Consider the following 19,862-nt stretch of genomic DNA (forward strand, 5'->3'; position numbering starts at 1 on the left):
ATGGCTGGATCGGGGCGCCGAGGCGCCCTACCCGCCCGAATCCGGCTTGAAGTCCATCGCCTTCATGGCTGCGCCCAGCGCCTGCGGCGTGTAGTCGTCCCAGGGCGCGTCGCCGACATCCAGGCGCGTGTGGATGTTGGCGATGGTCCACTGGTCGCTGGCCCGGACCTCGTCCAGCTCGTCCCAGGCCAGCGGCACCGACACGCCCATGCCCGGCCGCGCGCGCGCCGACCAGGCTGCCACCGTCGTGGCGCCGAAGCCGTTGCGCAGGTAGTCGGCGAAGATCCTGCCGACGCGGTTCTTCGGCCCGCTCTTGGCCACGAACACCTGCGGCAGCGTGCGCGCCAGGTGTTGCACGATGGCCTGCGAGAACGCCTTGACGGTGTCCCAGTCGTATTGCCGACGCAGCGGCACCACCACGTGCAGGCCCTTGCCGCCGCTGGTCTTGAGCCAGCTGCGCAAACCGATTTCGCGCAGCATCACGTGGACCAGCCGCGCCGCCTGCTGCATCGACGGCCAGGCCACGCCCTCGCCCGGGTCCAGGTCGAACAGCATGCGGTCGGGCTTGTCGATCGCGCTTTTCACCGCGTTCCAGGTGTGGAACTCGACCACGTTCATCTGCGCCGCCGACATGATCGCCTGCGGCGTCGGGACCTCCATCAAGGGCGGATGATCCGGGTCCAGTTCCTGCGGCAGCGGCCGCACGCCCGGCATCGGCGCCTCCAGGTGCTTCTGGAAAAAGAACTCGCCCTTCAGGCCGGACGGGGCGCGCAGAAAGGAAACGGGCCGGTCCTTCAGGTGCCGCAGCAGCAGCGGCGCCACCAGCCCGTCGTAACGCGCCAGGTCCAGCTTGGTCAGCCCCGTGGACGGATCGATGATGCGTTCCGGGTGGGTCAGCTTGCCGGCGCCTGGCTTGGCCTTGCCCGCCTTGGCTTTGCCAGTCCTGGCGTTGCCGGGCTTGGCTTTGCCTGTCTTGGCGTTGCCGGTCTTGCCGGCCGCATTGTCGGACTGCATCGTATCGGCCCCCATCGCCGCCTCCCTGGTGATCGCGCGCGCCGGTTTGTCGGTGCGCAAGCCGCGGAACACGGGGTGGCGCACATGCCCCGAAGCGGTCCATTCGCCGAACGACACTTCCGCCACCAGCTCGGGACGCACCCAATGGACGCCGCGGCCAATGCCGGCCGCCTTGACGGCGGGCCGCTCCGTTTCCAGGGCGCTCAGGCGGCGTTGCAGCGCCGCCAGGCCCATGTCGTCAAAGCCGGTGCCGACCTTGCCGGCGTAGACCAGCCCGCCGTCCTCGTCGTGGTACGCCAGCAGCAGCGCGCCCAGCCCCACCCGCGCGCCCTTGGGATCGGTATAGCCGGCAATGACGAATTCCTGCCGGCGGGCGCACTTGAGCTTGACCCAGCTGTCGCTGCGGCGCGATACGTAGGGCGCGGACAGGCGCTTGGCGATGATGCCCTCCAGCCCCATCTTGCAGGCCGAGGCCACCAGGTCCGCCGGCGCCGCGTCGAAGGCTTCGCTAAAGCGCAGCGGATCGCCGCCGGCGGCCTCCATCACCCGCGCCAGCACCGCGCGGCGCACGCGCAGCGGCTCCTGGCGCAGGTCGCGGCCGGTGACGTAGGGCAGGTCGAACGCGTAGAACAGGATGCCGTCGGTGCGTTCGCCGTCGAAGGCATTCTGCAGCGCCTGGAAGCTGGGCGCGCCGTTGTCGGCCAGCATCACGATCTCGCCGTCGATCCAGGCGTCGGGCAGCGGCAGGCGCTGCAGCGCCCGCGCCAGGTGCGGCAGCTTCGGCCCCCAGTCGTGGCCGTTGCGCGTGTACAGGCGCACCTGGCCGTCCCGCAGCCGCGCCAGCAGACGGTAGCCGTCGAACTTCATCTCGTAGATCCAGTCATCGCCGGCCTGGCGCGGCACGCCTTCCACCAGCGTGGCCAATTGCGGCTTGAGCAGCTCCGGCAAGGGCGCCGCCTCGCCCGGCAGGCCCGCTGCCCCGGCGTCCGACGACGGCGGCGCGGACGATGACGGCGATGCTGACGGCGATGCGGCCGCATCCGGCCGCGCCCCGGGCGCCGCGGCGGGCACGGCCCGCGCGCCCGTCCGCGGCGGCGTGGCCACGCTGTCGGGCTGCTCGTCCACCACGCTGAATTCGCTTTCGGCGCGGGCGTGTTCGTCGCGGTCCTTGACCAGCAGCCAGGGCGGCTGCTTTTCCGACTCGCGGCCCTTCATGCGGATCAGCGCCCAGCGTCCGCGCATCTTGACGCCATGCAGGTCGAACTTGAGATGGCCGCGCCGGTAGCCGTCGGCCGGATCGCCCACCGGCGCCCAGGTGCCCCGGTCCCAGATGATCACCTTGCCGGCGCCGTACTGGCCCTTGGGGATCTCGCCCTCGAAACGGTTGTAGGCGATCGGGTGGTCCTCCACCTGCACGGCCATGCGCTTGACCGACGGGTCGTAGCTGGGCCCCTTGGGCACGGCCCAGCTCTTCATGGCGCCATCCAGTTCCAGCCGGAAGTCGTAGTGCAGGCGGCTGGCCCAGTGCTTCTGGATCACGAAGGCGCGCGCCGCCTCGTTGGCCTGGCCGCCTTCGGCCGGCTCCGACGTCACATTGAAATTGCGCTTGGCGCGGTATTTCGCCAGGGTATCGGCCATGGTCACGCCGCCTTGCGGGTCTTGGCCGCCTTGGCGCCGGCCGCTTTCTTCTTCGCCGGCCGGGCGGCTGCCTTCTTCGCGGTCTTCTTCGCCGCGGCCTTGCCCTTGGCCGTCGCATTGCCCGTTCCATTCCCCGCCCCGTTCGCGGCCTTCCCGGACGAGCGTCCCTTCAGGCTGCGTTGCAGCAGTTCGGTCAGGTCGATGACATTATCGGCATAGGCGGGCGTTTCCTCCTGCGGCTCGATCACCGTCTCGGTCTTGCCGGCCTTGACCTTGCGGGCCACCAGGTCCATGACCGCGGCCTTGAATTCGTCCTTGTACTGTTCCGGATCCCACTGGCCCGACATGTCGTCCACCAGCATGCGCGCCATCTTCAGCTCGCTGGCGCTGGGCGCTGAGGCCTTGGCGCCCGCCTTGGGCAGGTCCAGGTCCTCGGTGGACTTGACCTCGTCGCCCCAGCGCATCAGGTTCAGCACCAGCGCATCGCCCGACGGAATGAGCGCGGCCAGGTGCTGCTTGGTCTGGATCACCACCTTGGCGATGCCGATCTTGCCGGCCTTGGCCAGCGTGTCGCGCAGCAAGGCATACACCTTCTGGCCCTTGTTGATCGGCGCCACGTAATAGGGCCGCTCCAGGTACACGAACGACACCTCGCCGGCATCCACGAACTGCTGGATCTCGATGGTCTGCGTGGTGCGCGGGTAGGCCTCGGCGATCTCGTCCGGGGAAATGATGACGTACTGGCCGTCCTCGTACTCCACGCCCTTGACGATATTGTCCTTGTCGATTTCCTTGCCGGTGCGCTTGTTGATGCGCTTGTAGCCGACCGGGTCCATCGAACGCTTGTCGAGCCAGTCGAAATCCACGCCCGATTCAGTCGTCGCCGTGTGCAGCCCCACCGGGATATGCACCAGCCCGAATGAAATCGCCCCTTTCCAGATGGTTCGCGTCGCCATGATGCCGCTCTCCCGCGGGGCGTCATTGCCGCCCCGTCCACTGTATCGGTTGACCGCCTGCATGCCAGGGATCGTGGCTGCCGCGCACGCCCCAGGCACCAGCATAAGCCAGCTTCGCAGCAATTGGCGTGCCCGCGCGGCATTGGCCCGGCCGGCCTCGCCGGCACGCCAATTGCTGCGCCCGCCGGCATCCCCTGTGGAAGCCTGCGGATGAACACCATCGAGCGCGTCGCCCTGTTCATGCACGAACACCAATTGACCCTGGTCACGGCCGAGTCCTGCACCGCCGGGCTGATCGCGGCCACCCTGGCCGACATTCCCGGCGCGGGCGGCCTGCTCGACTGCGCCTTCGTGGTGTACTCGGTGGCGGCCAAGCGGCGCTGCCTGGGCGTGCCGCAATCGACGCTGGCGCGCCACAACCTCACCAGCGAAGCCGTGGCGCGCGACATGGCGCTGGGCGCGGCCCGCAAGAGCCCCGCCAACGTCGCGGTGGCCAACACCGGCGTCACCGATGCCACCGACGACCGCATTCCCGCCGGCACGCAGTGCTACGCCTGGGTCTTCAAGACGGGGCCGGCCGACGCCAGCCCCATCGTCTACACCGCGACACGCCAGTTCAGCGGCAGCCGCAACCAGATCCGCCAGGCCAGCGCCGAATTCGCGCTGCAAGGCATCGTCGAGCACTTCCTGCGGCATCATGCGGCCCGGCCGAAAGGCCGCGGCGCATGACGGCTGGCCCGGCGCCACGGCCGGCGGTCAACGCGCCGCGCGCAGTTTCTTCCACAGGGTCGTGCGCGAAATGCCCAGCTTTTTCGCCGCCTCGCCCAGGTGCCCGCCGGTTTCGGCGATGGTCCGCTGGATCGCGCGCAGCTCGGCGTCGCCCCGCAACGCCGCCAGGTCCGCCGCCGGCGCCAGGCGACGCTCGGGGAACAGGTCGCTGGCCGACAGCATGGCGCCGTCCGCCATGACCACCGCGCGGGCGATGCGGTTGCGCAATTCCCGGACGTTGCCGGGCCAATCGTGCGTGTCCAGCGCATGCAGCGCGTCGGCCGACAGCGTCATGGCGCCCGCTTGCGCCTGTTCATCGAGCAAGGCGCGCGCCAGCGGCGCGATCGCCCCTGGCCGGGCCCGCAGCGGCGGCAGCGCCAGCCGCGCCACCGCCAACCGGTAATAGAGGTCGGCGCGAAAGCCGCGCCCGGCCACCGCCTGTTCCAGGTCGATGCTGGCGCTGGCCATGATGCGGCAACCCATCCGCCGGCTGGCCGCGTCGCCCAGCGGCCGGTATTCGCCGTTTTCCAGCACGCGCAGCAACGCGGACTGGGCCCTGGGGGCAAGCTCGGCCACTTCATCCAGATACAGGGTGCCCTCGGCGGCCTGCTGGAAAAAGCCGTCGCGGGCCGCGCCCGCGCCGCTGAAGGCGCCCTTGGCGTGGCCGAACAGCAGGCTTTCGGCCAGTTCCTCGGGCACCGAGGCGCAATTGACGGCCACGAACGGCCCCGCCGCGAACGCCGAGCGCGCATGCGCATAGCGCGCGGCGCGGTCCTTGCCCGCGCCGGTCTCGCCTTCCAGCAACAACGGCAGGGCGCTGGCCGCCAGGCGCTCGAGCGCGTGGGCCAGCGGGCTTTCGGGGTCGTCGGGCAGGAAGGGATTATCGCGCACGTCCACCGCCGCGCCATCGGGGTGCGCCGCGATGACGGCACGCATGCGCGCCACCAGCGCATCGGTATCGTAGGGCTTGGTCAGGTAGTCGTTGGCGCCCGCCGCCACCAGCCGCACCGCCTGGGCGATGTCGCCATAGGCCGTGGCGAACACCACGGTGGCATGCGCCAGGTACGGGATCAGGCGCCGGTAGAGATCCTCGCCCGAGCCGTCCGGCAGGCGGATGTCGGCCAGCACGAAAGCCGGCCGCTGGCGCGAGCGGCGGAACCATTCCACCGCCTGCGCGCAGCTCTGCACCCATTGCGCCCGCATGCCCTCCAACCGCAAGCGCTGCAGCAGCGCGCCGCCCAGCACCGGGTCATCCTCGATCAACAACACCTGCGTATCGTTCACAGCGTTTGCCCTTCGCGTGGTAAAGGAATGCGCACGGAAATGCGCGTGTCCTGGCCGCGGCTGCACACCCGCGCCCGCCCGCCCAGGCCCGCCACCAGGCCGGCGACGATGCCCAGCCCCATGCCGTCGCCGCCCGAGGGCTCGCCGGCCAACGCGGCGCGCGCCTGCGGCGGCAGGCCCGCGCCGCGGTCGGCCACGTGCAAGGCCAGGGCGCCCGCATGCGCGCGCGCCACGATCCGCACCGGACTCCCGGGTGGCGCGGCCTGCACGGCGTTGAGCACCAGGTTCAGCAACACCTGCCGCACCGGCCCCGCCGGCAAGGGCAGCGTGTCCGGCCCCATCCCGGCGCAGGCCAGCGACACCTCGACGCCGGCCCGGCCGGCCTGTGCCGCCACCAGCAGGCGCACGTCTTCCACATCGGCCTGCCGCAAGCGCGCGTCGCCCGGCCGGAAGGTGCGCAGGCTGGCGTCCACCACCGCCTGCAGCGCTTCCACGCCGCGATCGATGAATCCCAGCGATTCCTGCCGCACCTCGGCGCGCTCGCCGAACTGCCGCAGGGTCTGCACGGCGGTGCGCAATCCGCCCAGCGGGTTGCGCACTTCGTGCGCCAGCGCTGCCGACATGCGGCCCAGCACCGCTTCGCGCTCGATGTGGGCGTGCCGCCGCGCCAGGGCCTCGCGCTCGCGCACGCTCTCGGCCATCCAGTTGTAGGCCGCCAGCAGTTCGCGCAACTCCGGGTCGCGGGTGCGCACGTCCATCGTGCGGGGCCGGTCCGCGCGCGCCGCCCGCAAAGCCTGGGTCAACGAGATGATGGGGCGCTGCAGGCGCCGCGCCATGCCGTAGCACAGCGCCGCCCCCAGCACGCCGATGGCCAACCCGACCAGCCCCAGCTCGAGCGCGAGTCCGCGCCGCTGCGACAGGAAATCGCTCACGTCCAGGTTGGCGACCACGGTCCCCAGTTCGGGGCGCGCGCTGTCCAGCAGCCGCCAGGTCCAGACGCCTTCCGAGCGCAGGCTGACCCGGCTGCCAGGGGTCTCGCGCAGCAGGGCCAGCGGCACCGGTTCGACTTCGGGATAGCGCGCCACGTGCGCCAGCATGCGGCCATCGGCGGCCACCACCGCAAGCGTCCGGTCGACCACGCCCAGGTGCGTATCCAGCGCGCGGTTCAACACCTCCGTCATCTGCTCGCCATCGCCGGCACGCACGGCCGGCAGGATGGCGGCGGACAGGCCATCCAGGTAGACCTGTCCCAGGTTGGAAATCTGCGTGTCGAACTGACGCGACAGACCATGCAGCGCCAGCGATATCAACGTGGCGGAGATGGCCAGGAACAACAGGGAAACCGCCAGCGGGATACGCGCGGTGAGCGGCAAGCGAAACATGATCGACGGCGTCGGACGGCAAAACGAGATTATGCCGTGGCCACAAGGGCCCACCAATGTGCAAGATTTCGCAAGCGCGCCGATGCGCGGCAAAAAGCGTGCCGCCCTGGTTATTTCGCCGGATTCCGCGACCAGATGTTCAGCTTTGTGAACATCGGCGTCTGCGATCGTTCACCTTTCCAGACACCCGCCGCGCCGCGCGCGCCGGACTCATGGTTATCCCGCAATACAGCGGCTGCCGGACGAAAGCAGAATGCAAGCCGTCCTCCTTAAAGTCCCCCGCTCCTTCCGGCCGCAACAGGCAAGGCCGGCAGGCTGTCATCAACAATAACGGGGAGCACGCCATGGGCAGCACCATATTCTCTAGAAAACGCGATCTGTGGGGAGGCGCCTTCATCGCCCTCTGCGGCGCGCTGACGATCTTCCAGGCCACCTCCTACAACATCGGCGAACTGGCCCGCATGGGGCCGGGCTACTTCCCGATGCTGGTGGGCGCCTTCCTCGTGGCGCTGGGCATCCTCATCCCGCTCAGCCCCGACCCCGACGAAATCCAGGAAGAACAGCTCGAAGAACAGCTGCCGCAGCCCACCCGGCGCGAGCGCCTGCGCGGCATGGCCTGCATCGCGGCCGGCATCGCGCTGTTCATCGTGATCGGCCAGTACCTGGGCTTCCTGCCAGCCACCTTCGCGCTGGTGTTCGTGTCGGCCCTGGGGGACACCTCCAACACATACAAAAGCGCTGCCATCCTGGCCGCCGCGATGACGCTGTTCGGCGCCATTGTCTTTTCCTGGGCGCTGCAATTGCAGTTCCCGATGCTGCGCTGGGGTTGAACCATGGATATCCTCGACAACGTTCTGCACGGCTTCAGCGTCGCCTTCCAGTGGGACAACCTGCTGTGGTCGCTGTTCGGCGTCTTCATGGGCAACATGATCGGCGTGCTGCCCGGCATGGGCGTGCTGGCCGCGATCTCCATCCTGCTGCCGCTGACCTACGCCATGACGCCGGTGGCGGCGCTGATGATGCTGGCGGGCATCTACTACGGCGCCCAGTATGGCGGCGGCATCACCTGCATCCTGCTGAACCTGCCCGGCACGCCGTCCCATGCCGTCACCTGCCTGGACGGCAACCCGCTGGCGCGCCGCGGCAAGTCCGGCTCGGCGCTGTTCATGCTGGTGCTGGCGTCCTTTGTCGGCGCCAGCGTCGGCATCATCGTCATGATCCTGTTCTCGCCCATCCTGGTGGAAGTGGCCTTCCAGTTCGGGCCGGCCGAGTACTTCTCGATGATGATGCTGGGCCTGTTCGCCGGCGCCACGCTGGCCAAGGGCTCGGCCATCAAGGGCGTGGCCATGGTGTTCCTGGGCCTGCTGATCGGCGTGATCGGCACCGACGTCAACACCGGCACCATCCGCTATGCCTTCGGTATCCTCGAACTGAGCGATGGCGTGCAGTTGGTGGCGCTGGCGATGGGCCTGTTCGGGCTGGCGGACTTCTTCGCCAACGTCAACCGCATCGGCAAGGCCAGCACGGTCGGCAGCGCGGCCCGCATGTCGGTGCGGCCCGAGCCCGGCGACATCCGCCAGTCGGCCATGCCGATCGCGCGCGGCAGCGCCATCGGCGCGGTCCTGGGCATCCTGCCCGGCACCGGCGCGACCATCGCGTCGTTCATGTCCTACGCCGTGGAAAAACGCGTCTCCAAGACGCCCGCGCGCTTCGGCAACGGCGCGATCGAGGGCATCGCCGGCCCCGAGGCGGCCAACAACTCGGCGGCGCAGACCAGCTTCATCCCGACCATGAGCCTGGGCATCCCGGGCGACTCCGTCATGGCGCTGATGCTGGGCGCCCTGATCATCCACGGCATCCAGCCGGGACCGCAGATGGTGACCGAGCACGCCGACCTGTTCTGGGGCCTGATCGCCAGCTTCTGGATCGGCAACGTGATGCTGGTGATCATGAACCTGCCGCTGATCGGCATGTGGGCCAAGCTGCTCAAGGTGCCCTACAAGTACCTGTTCCCGTCGGCGCTGTTCTTCGTCTGCGTGGGCGTGTACAGCACCCAGAACAGCCTGTTCGACGTCGGCATGGTGCTGGTGCTGGGCATGGTCGGCTACCTGTTCCTGAAGCTGCGCTTCTCGCCCGCGCCGCTGCTGCTCGGCTTCGTGCTGGGGCCGATGGTCGAGGAGAACTTCCGCCGCGCCCTGCTACTGTCGCGCGGGCAGATGGGCATCTTCATCGACCGCCCGATCAGCGCGGGTTTCATCTACGCGATCTTCGCGCTGGCGCTGTGGCTGGTCTACTCGACCGTGCGCAATCGCCGCAAGGTGCAGGCGATCGCGCAGGCCCGGGCCTGACGGCCCCAACCGAACCGGGGCCGCCGGCGGCGGCCCCGCCGCAATACCGGAGGGACGCCATGAGCGCATTGCAACAGGAACACGGGGCGTGCACGCCCGGCGACGACGCGCTGGCCGTTGCGCGCGCGCTGTCGTTCGTCGAACTCATGGAGTTGCTGGAATTCAGCTGCCTGCGATTCGAAGCGCCCGCGCCCGGCGCCAACGCGGCGCTGATCGGCACCCAGGAATGGCGCCGCGCCGCCGGTCCCGGGCTCGATCCGTCCGCCGTCTACATCTGCTCGACCCTGGCGGCGCTCCAGGACGCCGTGCTGCCGCCGGCCGACGCCGACCTCTGCATCGACATGCCTTCGACCGGACTGGTGCGGCTGGTGGCGACGCTGCGCCAGCGCCCGCCCGCGCCGCCCCGGCGCTGCCTGCGCGTCGACCTGCAGGCGCTGATCCGCCGCGTCATCGTGCCCGCCACGGCGCCGGCGCACCTGTATGAGCTGGTGCGCCACGTCGTCATGGCGCGCCTGTGGGTGGAAGTCGCCCGCGCCTGAAAGTGGCCATATCAAATAACCCGGATTGGCTATTTTTCACCGATCCAATTTTGCCTAGGATGGCCGGGTACACAGTCAACCCCGAGCACATCCATGCCAGAACTGACCCCGGCGCTGCGCCAGCGCATCCTCCAAGCCGTGGACGCGGGCTTCGCGGCCCAGACCGAACTGACGGCGCAACTGGTGCGCCTGCCCTCGCAGCGCGGCGAGGAAGCCACCGCGCAGGACTTCATGGCGGCGCGCTACGCCGAACGCGGCTACGCGGTGGACCGCTGGCGCATCGACGTCGACGCCATCCGCCACCTGCCCGGCTTTTCGCCGGTGGCGGTTTCCTATGACAACGCCTACAACGTGGTCGGCGCGCACCGCGCCCGCAGCCTGAAAGGCCGCTCGCTGATCCTCAATGGCCACATCGACGTGGTGCCGGTCGGCCCGCTGGCGCAATGGAGCCGCGACCCGTACGACCCCGCCATCGTCGACGGCTGGATGCACGGCCGCGGCGCGGGCGACATGAAGTCCGGCCTGGTCGCCTGCCTGTCGGCCATGGACGCGCTCGCCGCGATCGGCCTGGCGCCGGCCGGCGACGTGTTCCTGCAGTCGGTGGTGGAAGAAGAATGCACCGGCAACGGCGCCCTGGCCTGCCTGGCGCGCGGCTACCGCGCCGACGCCGCCTTCATCCCGGAACCGCTGCTGCCCATGCTGATGCGCGCCCAGGTCGGGCCGATGTGGTTCCAGGTGCAGGTCGAAGGCGACCCCCAGCACGCCTCGGCCGCCTTCACCGGCGCCGGCGCCAACGCCATCCAGAAGGCGATCTTCCTGATCCAGGCGCTGGACGAACTGGAAACGCGCTGGAACGCCAACAAGCGCGACCACCGCCACTTCTGCGAACATCCCCATCCCATCCGCTTCAACCTCGGCAAGATCGCCGGCGGCGACTGGCCGTCCAGCGTGCCGGCCTGGTGCACCTTCGACATGCGCGTGGCGGTCTATCCGGGCCAGAGCCTGGAGGCCGCGCGCGCCGAGATCGAGGACTTCGTGGCCCAGGCCGCGGCGCGCGATCCGTTCCTGGCCACGCATCCGCCCAAGGTGGTCTACCACGGCTTCATGGCCGAGGGCTACGAACTGCGGAACGCCGACGAGGCCGAGGCCGCGCTGCGCGCCGCGCACGAACAGGTGTTCGGCGAACCGCTGCGCGAATACGCCACGTCGGCCGCCACCGACGCCCGCTTCTACGGCCTGTACGCCGACACCCCGGCCATCGTCTACGGCCCGGAATGCCGCATGCCGCACGGCTACGACGAAGCGGTCAACCTGGAATCGGTACGCAAGGTCACCCAGACCATTGCGCTATTCATCGCCCAATGGTGCGGACTGGAAGAGCGCCACGCATGAACCGCAGCAACCTCTCCAGCGCCGACCAGGCGCTGTTCGCGGCCGAGCCGCCCAAGTTGTCCCTGTCGCAGGCCGAGGATCTGGCGCGCGACCACTACGGCCTGGCGGTCCGCGCCAGCATCCTGTCCAGCGAGCGCGACCAGAATTTCCTGCTGCGCGGCGCCGACGGCCGCGCCTACGTGCTCAAGGCCACGCATCCGGCCGAAGACCCCGCGGTCACCGACTTCCACACCCAGGCGCAATTGCGGCTGATGCGCGCCGGCGGCCAGCCGCCGGTGCCGCACCTGCTGCCCCGCCTGGCGGGCGACTACGTGCATTGGCACGACGACGCCAGCGGCGCCCGCCGCGCCATCCGCCTGATGACCTTCGTCGATGGCGTGCCGCTGCACCAGGTGGCGCGCACGCCGGCGCAGCACCGGGCGCTGGGCCGCGCGCTGGCCCAGTTTGACCTGGCGCTGGCGGACTTCGACCATGCCATGGCCGGCCACGAACTGATGTGGGACCTGCAACGGGCCGATCAACTGGCCGACCTGCTGCCCAAGATCCCGCAGGCGGACCGCCGCCGGCTGGCCGAACGCCAGCTCGAGCGCTTCGTCACCGACCTGCGGCCCCGCCTGGGCGCGCTGCGGCGCCAGGTCATCCACAACGACCTCAACCCCTACAACGTCATGGTGGCGCGCGATCGGCCCGACCAGGTCGCCGCGCTGCTGGACTTTGGCGACATGGTGCGCGCGCCGCTGGCGCAGGACCTGGCCGTGGCCGGCGCCTACCTGCTGGACGACGCCCCCAACCCCCTGTCGCTGGCGCTGCGCCAATGCCTGGCCAGCTATCACCAGACATTGCCGCTGACCGAAACCGAGATCGCGCTGCTGCCCGACCTGATCGCCACGCGCCTGTTGATCACGGTGGCCATCACCGGCTGGCGCGCGCAGCAGCACCCCGAGAACCGCCAGTACATCCTGCGCAACAACGGCCTGGCCTGGACCGGCCTGGCGCGCCTGGACGCCCTGCCCCGGCAGCAGGCCAGCGACATCCTGCTGGCCGCCAGCCAGACCCCGATGGAGACTCTTGTATGAGCCGAGACCAAGCCATGCTCAACGCCTTCGACCCCGCCGCGGCCGACGCGCTGCCGCCGGCCGAGCGCGAGCTGATCGCCCGCCGCCAGCGCGTGCTGGGGCCGGCCTACCGCCTGTTCTACGACCAGCCGCTGCACATCGTGCGCGGCGAAGGCGTGTGGCTCTACGGCGCCGACGGCGATCGCTACCTGGACGCCTACAACAACGTAGCCTCGGTGGGCCACAGCCATCCGCGCGTGGTGCGCGCCATCGCCGAACAGGCGGCGGTGCTGAACACCCACACCCGCTATCTGCACGACGGCGTGCTGGACTACGCCGAGCGCCTGCTGGCGACGTTCCCGCAGCCGCTGTCGCAGGTCATCTTCACCTGCACCGGCAGCGAGGCCAACGACCTGGCGCTGCGCGTGGCGCGCAGCCATACCGGCGGCACCGGCGTCATCGTCACGCAACTGGCGTACCACGGCGTCACCGCCGCGGTGGCCGCTGTGTCGCCGTCGCTCGGCCAGGCCGTGCCGCTGGGCGTGGACACCCGCGCCGTGGCCGCGCCCGACAGCTACCGCCACGATCCGGCCACCCTCGGGCAATGGTTCGGCCAGCAGGTGCGGGCCGCCATCGACGACATGCGGCGCCACGGCATCAAGCCGGCCGCGCTGCTGGTGGACACGATCCTGTCCAGCGACGGCGTCTACAGCGATCCGGCCGGCTTCCTGGCGCCGGCGGCGCAGGCCATCCGCGACGCCGGCGGCCTGTTCATCGCCGACGAAGTGCAGGCCGGCTTCGCCCGCACCGGCTCGTGCATGTGGGGCTTCCAGCGCCACGGCCTGGTGCCCGACATCGTCACCATGGGCAAGCCGATGGGCAACGGCCACCCCATCGCCGCCATGGTCTCGCGCCCCGACATCCTGGAACGCTTCGGCCGCGAGGCGCGCTACTTCAATACCTTCGGCGGCAATCCGGTGGCCTGCGCCGCGGCCCAGGCCACGCTCTCGGTCATCGAGGAAGAAGGCCTGCAGGCCAACGCCGCGCGCACCGGCCAGTACCTGCGCGACGGTTTCCGCGCGCTGGCCGAGCGCCACGCGCTGATCGGCGACGTGCGCGGCGATGGCCTGTTCATCGGCGTCGAACTGGTGCGCGACCGCGCCGCGAAGACGCCGGCCAAGGAAGAAACGCACCGCTTCGTCAACCTGATGCGCCAGCGCCGCGTGCTGCTCAGCGCCACCGGCCTGCACGGCAACGTGCTCAAGCTGCGGCCGCAGCTGCCGTTCGCCCGCGAGCATGCCGACCTGCTGCTGGCGGCGGCGGACCAGACGCTGGCGGAACTGTAGCGGACGACGCGGCGCCCCGTGACCGCCCCCGCGATGTCCCGCCGATGCGGGGCGCCGGCCGCCGTCCCTGGCCGCCTTGGTCCGCCGCCGTCATTCAACGGCAAGGCTCAACGCCGCGCCCGGCGCGCGGGCCGGTTCTCGCCGGCCCGCCCCAGCGCCCGCGCAAAGCGGGCCACGCCATCGTCGATGCGCTCGCACGGCACGCCGCCATACCCCAGCACCACCGCCGGCGTCGCCGCGCGCGCGGCATCGGGCAGGTAGTGCGGCTGCCCCAGCACGATGCCTTCGTCGCGGGCCGCCTCGGCCAGACGCGGCACCGACACCTTGCGGTCGAGCCGCGCATAGACATGCAGCCCGGCCCGCGCTTGCGACAATTGCACCTGGTCGCCGACACGAGCCGCCATCGCCTCCCGCAGTACGATCTGGCGGCCGGCATACTCGGTGCGCATGCGCTTGATGTTGTGCGAGAAATGGCCGTCCGCCATGAAGTCCGCCAGCGCCGCCTGCAAGTGCAGCTGGCCCGGCCGGTAGATGCTGGCGCAGGCGCGCGAGAACGGCTCGGCCACCTGTGGCGGCACCACCATGTAACTCATGCGCAGGCCGGCGAACATGGTCTTGCTGAAGGTGCCCAGGTAGATCACGCGGCCGTCGGCATCCAGCCCCTGCAACGACGGAATCGGCGCGCCGTCGTAGCGGAACTCGCTGTCGTAGTCGTCCTCCAGCACCCACAGCCCGCGCGCCCGCGCCGCCTGCAACAGTTCCAGGCGCCGCGCCAGCGGCATCACCACGCCGGTGGGGTACTGATGCGACGGACTCGTAATCAACAGCCGCGCGCGGCGCGGCAGCTTGCTGGCCACCAGGTCCAGGCCCTGGTCATCGAGCACGGCGGCATGGGCGCGCACGCCCGCCGCCCCCAGCACCGGCGGAAAGGCCCAGTGGCACGGGCTTTCCACCAGCGCGGCGTCGCCCGCCCCCGCCAGCATGCGCGCGCACAGGTCCACCGACTGGTGCGTGCCCGCCGTGACGATGACCTGCTCCGGCTCGCACACCACGGCCCGCGCCAGCCGCAGATAGCTGGCGATGGCCTCGCGCAGCGGCAGAAAGCCCGCGCCGTCCTTGGCATAGCCCGACAGCGCCAGGTTCGACTTGCCCAGATGGCGCGACACCAGCCGGCGCCACAGGTGGAACGGAAACAGGCTGGCGTCGGCCACGCCCGGCACGAATGCCCCGGTGTGCTGGCCCAGCCCCGCCGCGCCACCGGCAATGCCCTCGCCGCGCGTCGACAGGCCCGGCACGTGGCGCTGCACATGCTCGGGCGAGGCCGGCGGCAGCAGCGGCCGGTCCACGGTCTTCTCGACGAAGGTGCCGCTGCCGCCGCGCGCGCTCAGGTAGTTCTCGGCGATCAGGCGTTCGTACGCCAGCGTGACCGTGATGCGCGAGATGCCCAACTCCTGCGCCAGCACGCGCGAGGACGGCAGGCGCTGCCCCGCCACCAGCGTGTGGTCCAGCACGCCGCGCCGCACGATGTCGTAGATCTGCTTTTGCAAAGGGTCGGGCGATTCGCGCGAGAGCGCGCCGGATAGCAGGTCGGCGAGCAGGACTTCCTTCATGAAGTGGACCTATCTCTGATTGGATTGTGGCTATACAAGATATAGCCAGTAGTTGCTATCGTCAACGCCGTATCCAATGCGGCGCCACCGTGGAAAGCCGCGACAAACAAGGGGAATTCCATGCAAGACCAGAATGGCCGCAGACAGCCGGTCAGGGCGGCGGCCGCCGCTTTCTTCGGCACCATGATCGAGTGGTACGACTTCTACTGCTACGCCACGGCCGCCGCCCTGGTGTTCGGCGACGTGTTCTTCGCCACCAACGATCCCTTCATGGGCACGCTGGCCTCGCTCGGCACCTTCGCCATCGGCTTTTTCGCGCGGCCGGTGGGCGCGGTGCTGTTCGGCCATCTGGGCGACCGCGTCGGCCGCAAGCAGAGCCTGGTCATCACGCTGCTGCTGATGGGCGTGGCCACCACGCTGATCGGCCTGCTGCCGTCATACCATTCGATCGGCCTGACCGCCGTGGTGCTGCTGGTCGCGCTGCGGCTGGTGCAGGGCATCGCGGTGGGCGGCGAATGGGGCGGCGCGGTGCTGATCGCGGCCGAACACGCGCCGCCCAAGTGGCGCACCTTCCTGGCCTCGGCGCCGCAGTACGGCAGCCCCATCGGCCTGATCCTGGCGACCGGCGTGTTCCGCCTGGTGTCCGACCTGCCGAAGGAAGACTTCCTGGCCTGGGGCTGGCGCCTGCCCTTCATCATCAGCGGCGTGCTGGTGCTGGTGGCCTTCGTCATCCGCCGCGGCGTCAACGAAAGCCCCGAACTGGAAGCGCGCCTGAAGGAAAAGAAAAGGGAAAGCACCGCCCCCATCAGCATGGTGCTGCGCGAACGCAAGCGCGCGCTGCTGCTGGGCATCGGCCTGTGCCTGCTGGGCATCTCGGGGTTCTACTTCGTGACCACGCTGATGATCACCTACACCACCACCTACCTGAAGATCACGCGCAGCCAGATCCTGGACGTGGTGACCTGGGCCGGCGTGGTCGAGCTGATCAGCTTCCCGATCGCCTCCTACATCGCCACCCGCGTCGGCGAGCGCCGCTTCCTGATCTGGGTCACCGCGCTGTCGACGCTGTGGGCGGTGCCGATGATGATGCTGATCCTGACCGGCGACATCCAGAACATCGCCATCGGCATCCTCACCGCCATCTTCCTGATCGGCGCCTACTACGCGGTGCTAGCGCCCTACCTGCCGCTGGCCTTCCCCGTGGAGATGCGCTACACCGGCATCTCGCTCAGCTTCCAGCTGTGCGGCGCGATCTTCGGCGGCACCACGCCGCTGGTGGGGCTGTGGGTGGCGCACACCTTCGGCCTGACCTGGCAGCCGATGGCGCTGATGTTCGCCCTCATCGCCGGCGCCAACCTGCTGTGCGCGATCTACCTGCCGACGCCGGAACGGGAGGCGGCCCGCCAGCGCGGCGGCGCCGTGGGCGCGGGACAGCACAGCCGGGCGTTGTAACGGCGGCGCGGGCCTGCGGGGCGGACGCCGCCCTCGCGGCTATATCAGCAACACCGCGCCGCCGCTTCCCGCGACGATGCCCAGCCCCGCCAGGGCATAGCTGTCGCGGCGCTCACAACCGGCGCGATACGTGCCGTGCGCCGCGTGCAGGCACACGGCGCCAAGAATGGCCAGGGCGATTCCGATCCCGAACATGAGGTCTTCCTTGATATATCAGGCGGACCGGCCGGCGGCTGGTCCGTTGGCTATGGACCGGAGCCAATCCTTTCAGTTCCCTGAATAAATAAATGGCCGGATCCGCGTCAAGGAGCCGCCACGGCCTGGTCGGGCTGGCGGAACACGAACAACGCCTCCGGCGCCTGCCCCAGCACCGTTTCCGCGATACGCGCCCGCAGCCGCGCATGTTCGCGCCGCGCCTCGGGCGCCGGGTTGCCCAGCAGCGCGAAGAACGCCGGCGGCAGCACGCCCTCGCGCAGCACCGCCTGCACCCGCCGCTCGCCGCGCGTCAGCCAGAAGCTGTACGACTTGTCCGCGGCCTGGCTATAGCGCGCCTCGGGCAGCGACAGGTCGATCCGGTAACAGCCGCGGGTGACGGCGCGCGTGGCGAACTCGAAGGCGTCCCTCACACCCGGCCCGGGATGGCCGCTGACCACGCTCAGTTCGCCGCGCGGCACCGGCACGCCATCGGTCTCCAGCCGCGCCAGCGCGCCGCGCAGGCCCTGGAAGATCAGCGCCAGCATGGCGAGCGCACCGTGGCCGTGGTAGGCCATGACGGCCTCGAACGGAATCAGAATGGGGCCGTGCTCGCCTTGCACGCGCAGTTCGCTGCCGGCGGGAATGGTCGGGATCGTCATGAAAGTCTCCAAAAAGATGGCCGGCCACGACGTGCGGCCGGCCGGCGCGATGGCTGTCAGAAGCGCGTGCGCAGCGTCAGGCTGAAGCTGCGACCCGGCTCCAGCAACGGGTTCAGGTCGGTCATGGCGTAGGCCACGTTGGACGAGGTCGCGGCCGTGCGATATGCGCGATCGAACAGGTTGTTCACGCCCAGCACCACCTGGGTATTGCCCAGTTGCGGCAGGCCCAGGCGGTCCAGCTGCAATTGCGCGTACAGGTTGACCACGCCGTAGCCGGCCGCCGGATATTCGGTGCGGGCGTCATAGCGACTCTGGCCCTTGGCCCACTGCACTTCGCCGCTCAGCGCGTAGGCCTCGTTGGCGCCCACATACTGCAGGCCCACGATGCCGCTGAGCGGCGCGATGGAAGCCAGCGGCCGGTCGGTGTTGCGATTGGTGGCGTGCAGGTAGCTGGCGTTGCCGTACAGGTTGACGGTGCGCGTCAGCTGCCAGCGCCAATCGGTCTCCACCCCCTGGATGCGTACCTTGCCGACGTTGCGGCGCTGGGTCGCGGGCAGGCCCAGGTAGGTCGTGGTGGCGTTCTCCAGGAAGTCGCGGTAGTCGCTGCGGAACGCGGTCAGGCCGACCGTGGCGCTATCGAAGTGCAGGCGCGTGCCGCCCTCGACGGTGGTGCCGCGCTCGGGCTTCAGCTCGGGATTGGGAATGGTGTAACTGGTGCCGGTGTAGCCGGCGCTGAACATCTCGGACGTCCACGGCATGCGGAACGAGGTGCCGACGCTGCCCAGCAGTTCGACCACGTCGGTGGCGCGATACGACAGGCCCAGGCTGCCAGTGGTGGCGGTCTGCTTGCTGTCCTGCGCGGCGCGGAAGGCCGGCAGCAGGTTGGGCGACGGCAGCGCATCCAGGCCCACGTCGGAACGGAACCAGTCGAAGCGGCCGCCGGCGGTCACGGTCCACTTGGGCGCGGGCTTCCATTCCGTCGTCAGGAAGGCGCCGACGTTGGTCTGGTACTGGTTGGGGCCGGTCTTGGCGTAGGGCGTGCTGGTGGTGGTCGAGGTGCCGTTGGGCCGGTAGACGGTGATGTCGCTGCGGCTTTCCGAGCCGGGGCGGCGCTCGTGCATGAAGTCCAGGCCGAAGGTGGTGGTGGTCTGCGCCCACGGCACCGTCGCGGCCACGCTGCCGCCATAGACCACCGGGCCGATCACATGGCTGCGGGTCTCGACCTGGCGCGCCGGGTTGGTCTGGTTGCGCGCCGACATCCAGGTATCGAACTCGTTGACGTAGACGCTGGCCTTGAGCGCGCTGATGGCGCCGTCGAATTCGCCGCTATAGGCCAGCCGGGCCTGCTTGACGCGGTTGGGGTCGCGCCGGCTGCTGGCGGCGGGATACGGCGGCACGGTGCCGGCGGCGCCGTCCTTGACGTAGGCCACGCGCGCGCTGGCCTCGATGCGCTGGCGGGCGTCGGGCATGTAGCCCAGCACGATGCCGCCGCCCGCGCCGCGAAAGTCGCTGTTGGGCACCTCGCCCGTGGCGCTGTCGTAGTTGCTGGCGCGGCGGCCGGTGGCGTAGACGCGCAGGTCGAAGCCATCGCCCGCGCCTTCCACCGCCACGTTGCTCTGCACGCCGTGGCCGTTGCTGCGGTACGTGACCGAGGCTTCGCCGCCGTTCAGGCTGAACGGCTGCTCCAGGTTGCCATGGCCGCGCTTGGTGACGAAGTTGATCAGGCCGCCCAGGCCATCGCTGCCGAAGCGCGACGAATCCGGGCCGCGCACCACCTCGACCTGTTCGATCTCGGTCGGGCTGATCAGCATGAACTGCAGCGTGTTGCGGCCGCGGAAGCGGTCGCCGTCGATGAACATCGGCACCCGCATGTCGTTGGTGTTCAGCCCGCGCAGGAAGATGGTGCCGGCGATGCCGCCGCTGCGGCTGACGGTGGCGTTGGGCACGCGGCCCAGCAGGTCGAGGGTGCTGTCGGTGTTGAGGCGCTCGATGTCCTGGCGCTCGACCACCGTGACCGGCTGCGTCACCGCGTGGTCGATGGTGGCGGGAGCGGGCGTGGCGCCCAGGGGCCGCAGGCGTCCGTCATCGGCCGGACGCTCGGCGCTGACCTGGATGGCGGGAAGTTGCGGCGCGTCGGCGGCGGCCGCCGGCGCGCCAATGGCCGCGGCGGTCAGCAGGCTGGCGCGGACGAGGGGCGAGAGAGAGGAAGGACGTGACATACGTG

At 70.0% G+C, this 19,862-nt stretch carries 17 protein-coding genes; 9 read left to right on the forward strand and 8 right to left on the reverse strand.

Annotated elements, in window-relative coordinates; genetic code table 11:
• Positions 1–27: 27 nt before the first annotated feature.
• Together ligD and ku are read right to left on the reverse strand one after the other, a co-directional pair.
• Positions 28–2,652: a DNA ligase D gene (ligD, locus tag AT699_RS20955; protein WP_024069746.1), complete on the reverse strand. Its 2,625-nt coding sequence runs from the start codon at positions 2,650–2,652 to the stop codon at positions 28–30.
• 2 nt (positions 2,653–2,654) lie between these two features.
• The gene (gene ku / locus AT699_RS20960; RefSeq protein ID WP_006384468.1) at positions 2,655–3,608 is read right to left on the reverse strand and encodes a non-homologous end joining protein Ku; all 954 of its coding nucleotides are present in this window, start codon (positions 3,606–3,608) and stop codon (positions 2,655–2,657) included.
• A gap of 210 nt (positions 3,609–3,818) precedes the next feature.
• Here ku and AT699_RS20965 point away from each other — a divergent pair, with 210 nt between their 5' ends.
• Positions 3,819–4,337: a CinA family protein gene (locus tag AT699_RS20965; RefSeq protein ID WP_024069748.1), complete on the forward strand. Its 519-nt coding sequence runs from the start codon at positions 3,819–3,821 to the stop codon at positions 4,335–4,337.
• Between the two features lie 27 nt (positions 4,338–4,364).
• On the opposite strand, the gene AT699_RS20970 is transcribed toward AT699_RS20965, so the two are convergent.
• Both AT699_RS20970 and AT699_RS20975 read right to left on the reverse strand, forming a co-directional pair.
• The gene (locus tag AT699_RS20970) at positions 4,365–5,660 is read right to left on the reverse strand and encodes a sigma-54-dependent transcriptional regulator (protein ID WP_024069749.1); all 1,296 of its coding nucleotides are present in this window, start codon (positions 5,658–5,660) and stop codon (positions 4,365–4,367) included.
• Positions 5,657–7,042, reverse strand: coding sequence for a sensor histidine kinase (locus AT699_RS20975; protein ID WP_024069750.1), 1,386 nt, complete (start codon positions 7,040–7,042; stop codon positions 5,657–5,659). Before AT699_RS20975 ends, AT699_RS20970 begins: the two co-directional genes overlap by 4 nt.
• Here AT699_RS20975 and AT699_RS31685 point away from each other — a divergent pair.
• The 7 genes from AT699_RS31685 to AT699_RS21005 all read left to right on the forward strand — a co-directional run bounded on the left by AT699_RS31685 (position 7,041) and on the right by AT699_RS21005 (position 13,722).
• Positions 7,041–7,193, forward strand: a complete 153-nt coding sequence (locus AT699_RS31685; protein ID WP_155257637.1) for a hypothetical protein — start codon at positions 7,041–7,043, stop codon at positions 7,191–7,193. The two genes, AT699_RS20975 and AT699_RS31685, sit on opposite strands and share 2 nt — an antisense overlap.
• Before the next feature lie 193 nt (positions 7,194–7,386).
• Positions 7,387–7,872, forward strand: coding sequence for a tripartite tricarboxylate transporter TctB family protein (locus AT699_RS20980; protein WP_020928744.1), 486 nt, complete (start codon positions 7,387–7,389; stop codon positions 7,870–7,872).
• 3 nt (positions 7,873–7,875) lie between these two features.
• Complete coding sequence (locus tag AT699_RS20985) at positions 7,876–9,390, forward strand: tripartite tricarboxylate transporter permease (protein ID WP_020928745.1); 1,515 nt, start codon at positions 7,876–7,878, stop codon at positions 9,388–9,390.
• 59 nt (positions 9,391–9,449) lie between these two features.
• Positions 9,450–9,929, forward strand: a complete 480-nt coding sequence (locus AT699_RS20990) for a hypothetical protein (protein WP_024069752.1) — start codon at positions 9,450–9,452, stop codon at positions 9,927–9,929.
• A gap of 93 nt (positions 9,930–10,022) precedes the next feature.
• Positions 10,023–11,321, forward strand: a complete 1,299-nt coding sequence (locus AT699_RS20995; protein WP_024069753.1) for an ArgE/DapE family deacylase — start codon at positions 10,023–10,025, stop codon at positions 11,319–11,321.
• Positions 11,318–12,397 carry a phosphotransferase gene (locus AT699_RS21000; protein ID WP_020928748.1) on the forward strand — a complete coding sequence of 360 codons (1,080 nt, stop codon included), beginning with the start codon at positions 11,318–11,320 and terminating at the stop codon, positions 12,395–12,397. Before AT699_RS20995 ends, AT699_RS21000 begins: the two co-directional genes overlap by 4 nt.
• Complete coding sequence (locus AT699_RS21005; protein WP_024069754.1) at positions 12,394–13,722, forward strand: aspartate aminotransferase family protein; 1,329 nt, start codon at positions 12,394–12,396, stop codon at positions 13,720–13,722. The genes AT699_RS21000 and AT699_RS21005 overlap by 4 nt, the downstream gene beginning before the upstream one ends.
• 107 nt (positions 13,723–13,829) lie before the next feature.
• On the opposite strand, the gene pdxR is transcribed toward AT699_RS21005, so the two are convergent.
• Entirely contained in the window at positions 13,830–15,332 is a 1,503-nt protein-coding gene (pdxR, locus tag AT699_RS21010; protein ID WP_024069755.1) for a MocR-like pyridoxine biosynthesis transcription factor PdxR, read from the reverse strand.
• 120 nt (positions 15,333–15,452) lie between these two features.
• On the opposite strand from pdxR, the gene AT699_RS21015 reads away from it, so the two are divergent.
• On the forward strand, positions 15,453–16,784 hold the full coding sequence (locus AT699_RS21015) for an MFS transporter (protein WP_024069756.1): 1,332 nt from the start codon (positions 15,453–15,455) through the stop codon (positions 16,782–16,784).
• Positions 16,785–16,823: 39 nt separating this feature from the next.
• Here the strand turns inward: AT699_RS21015 and AT699_RS31690 are convergent, their stop codons facing one another.
• From AT699_RS31690 to AT699_RS21025, 3 genes are all read right to left on the reverse strand, one after another.
• Positions 16,824–16,979: a hypothetical protein gene (locus tag AT699_RS31690; protein WP_024069757.1), complete on the reverse strand. Its 156-nt coding sequence runs from the start codon at positions 16,977–16,979 to the stop codon at positions 16,824–16,826.
• 107 nt (positions 16,980–17,086) lie between these two features.
• Positions 17,087–17,638 (reverse strand): hypothetical protein, encoded by a 552-nt coding sequence (locus AT699_RS21020; RefSeq protein WP_024069758.1) that lies wholly within the window; start codon positions 17,636–17,638, stop codon positions 17,087–17,089.
• Positions 17,639–17,694: 56 nt separating this feature from the next.
• Positions 17,695–19,857: a TonB-dependent receptor gene (locus AT699_RS21025; protein ID WP_024069759.1), complete on the reverse strand. Its 2,163-nt coding sequence runs from the start codon at positions 19,855–19,857 to the stop codon at positions 17,695–17,697.
• Positions 19,858–19,862: the final 5 nt, after the last annotated feature.

It is taken from the genome of Achromobacter xylosoxidans (genome assembly GCF_001457475.1).
GTDB lineage: Bacteria > Pseudomonadota > Gammaproteobacteria > Burkholderiales > Burkholderiaceae_B > Achromobacter > Achromobacter xylosoxidans.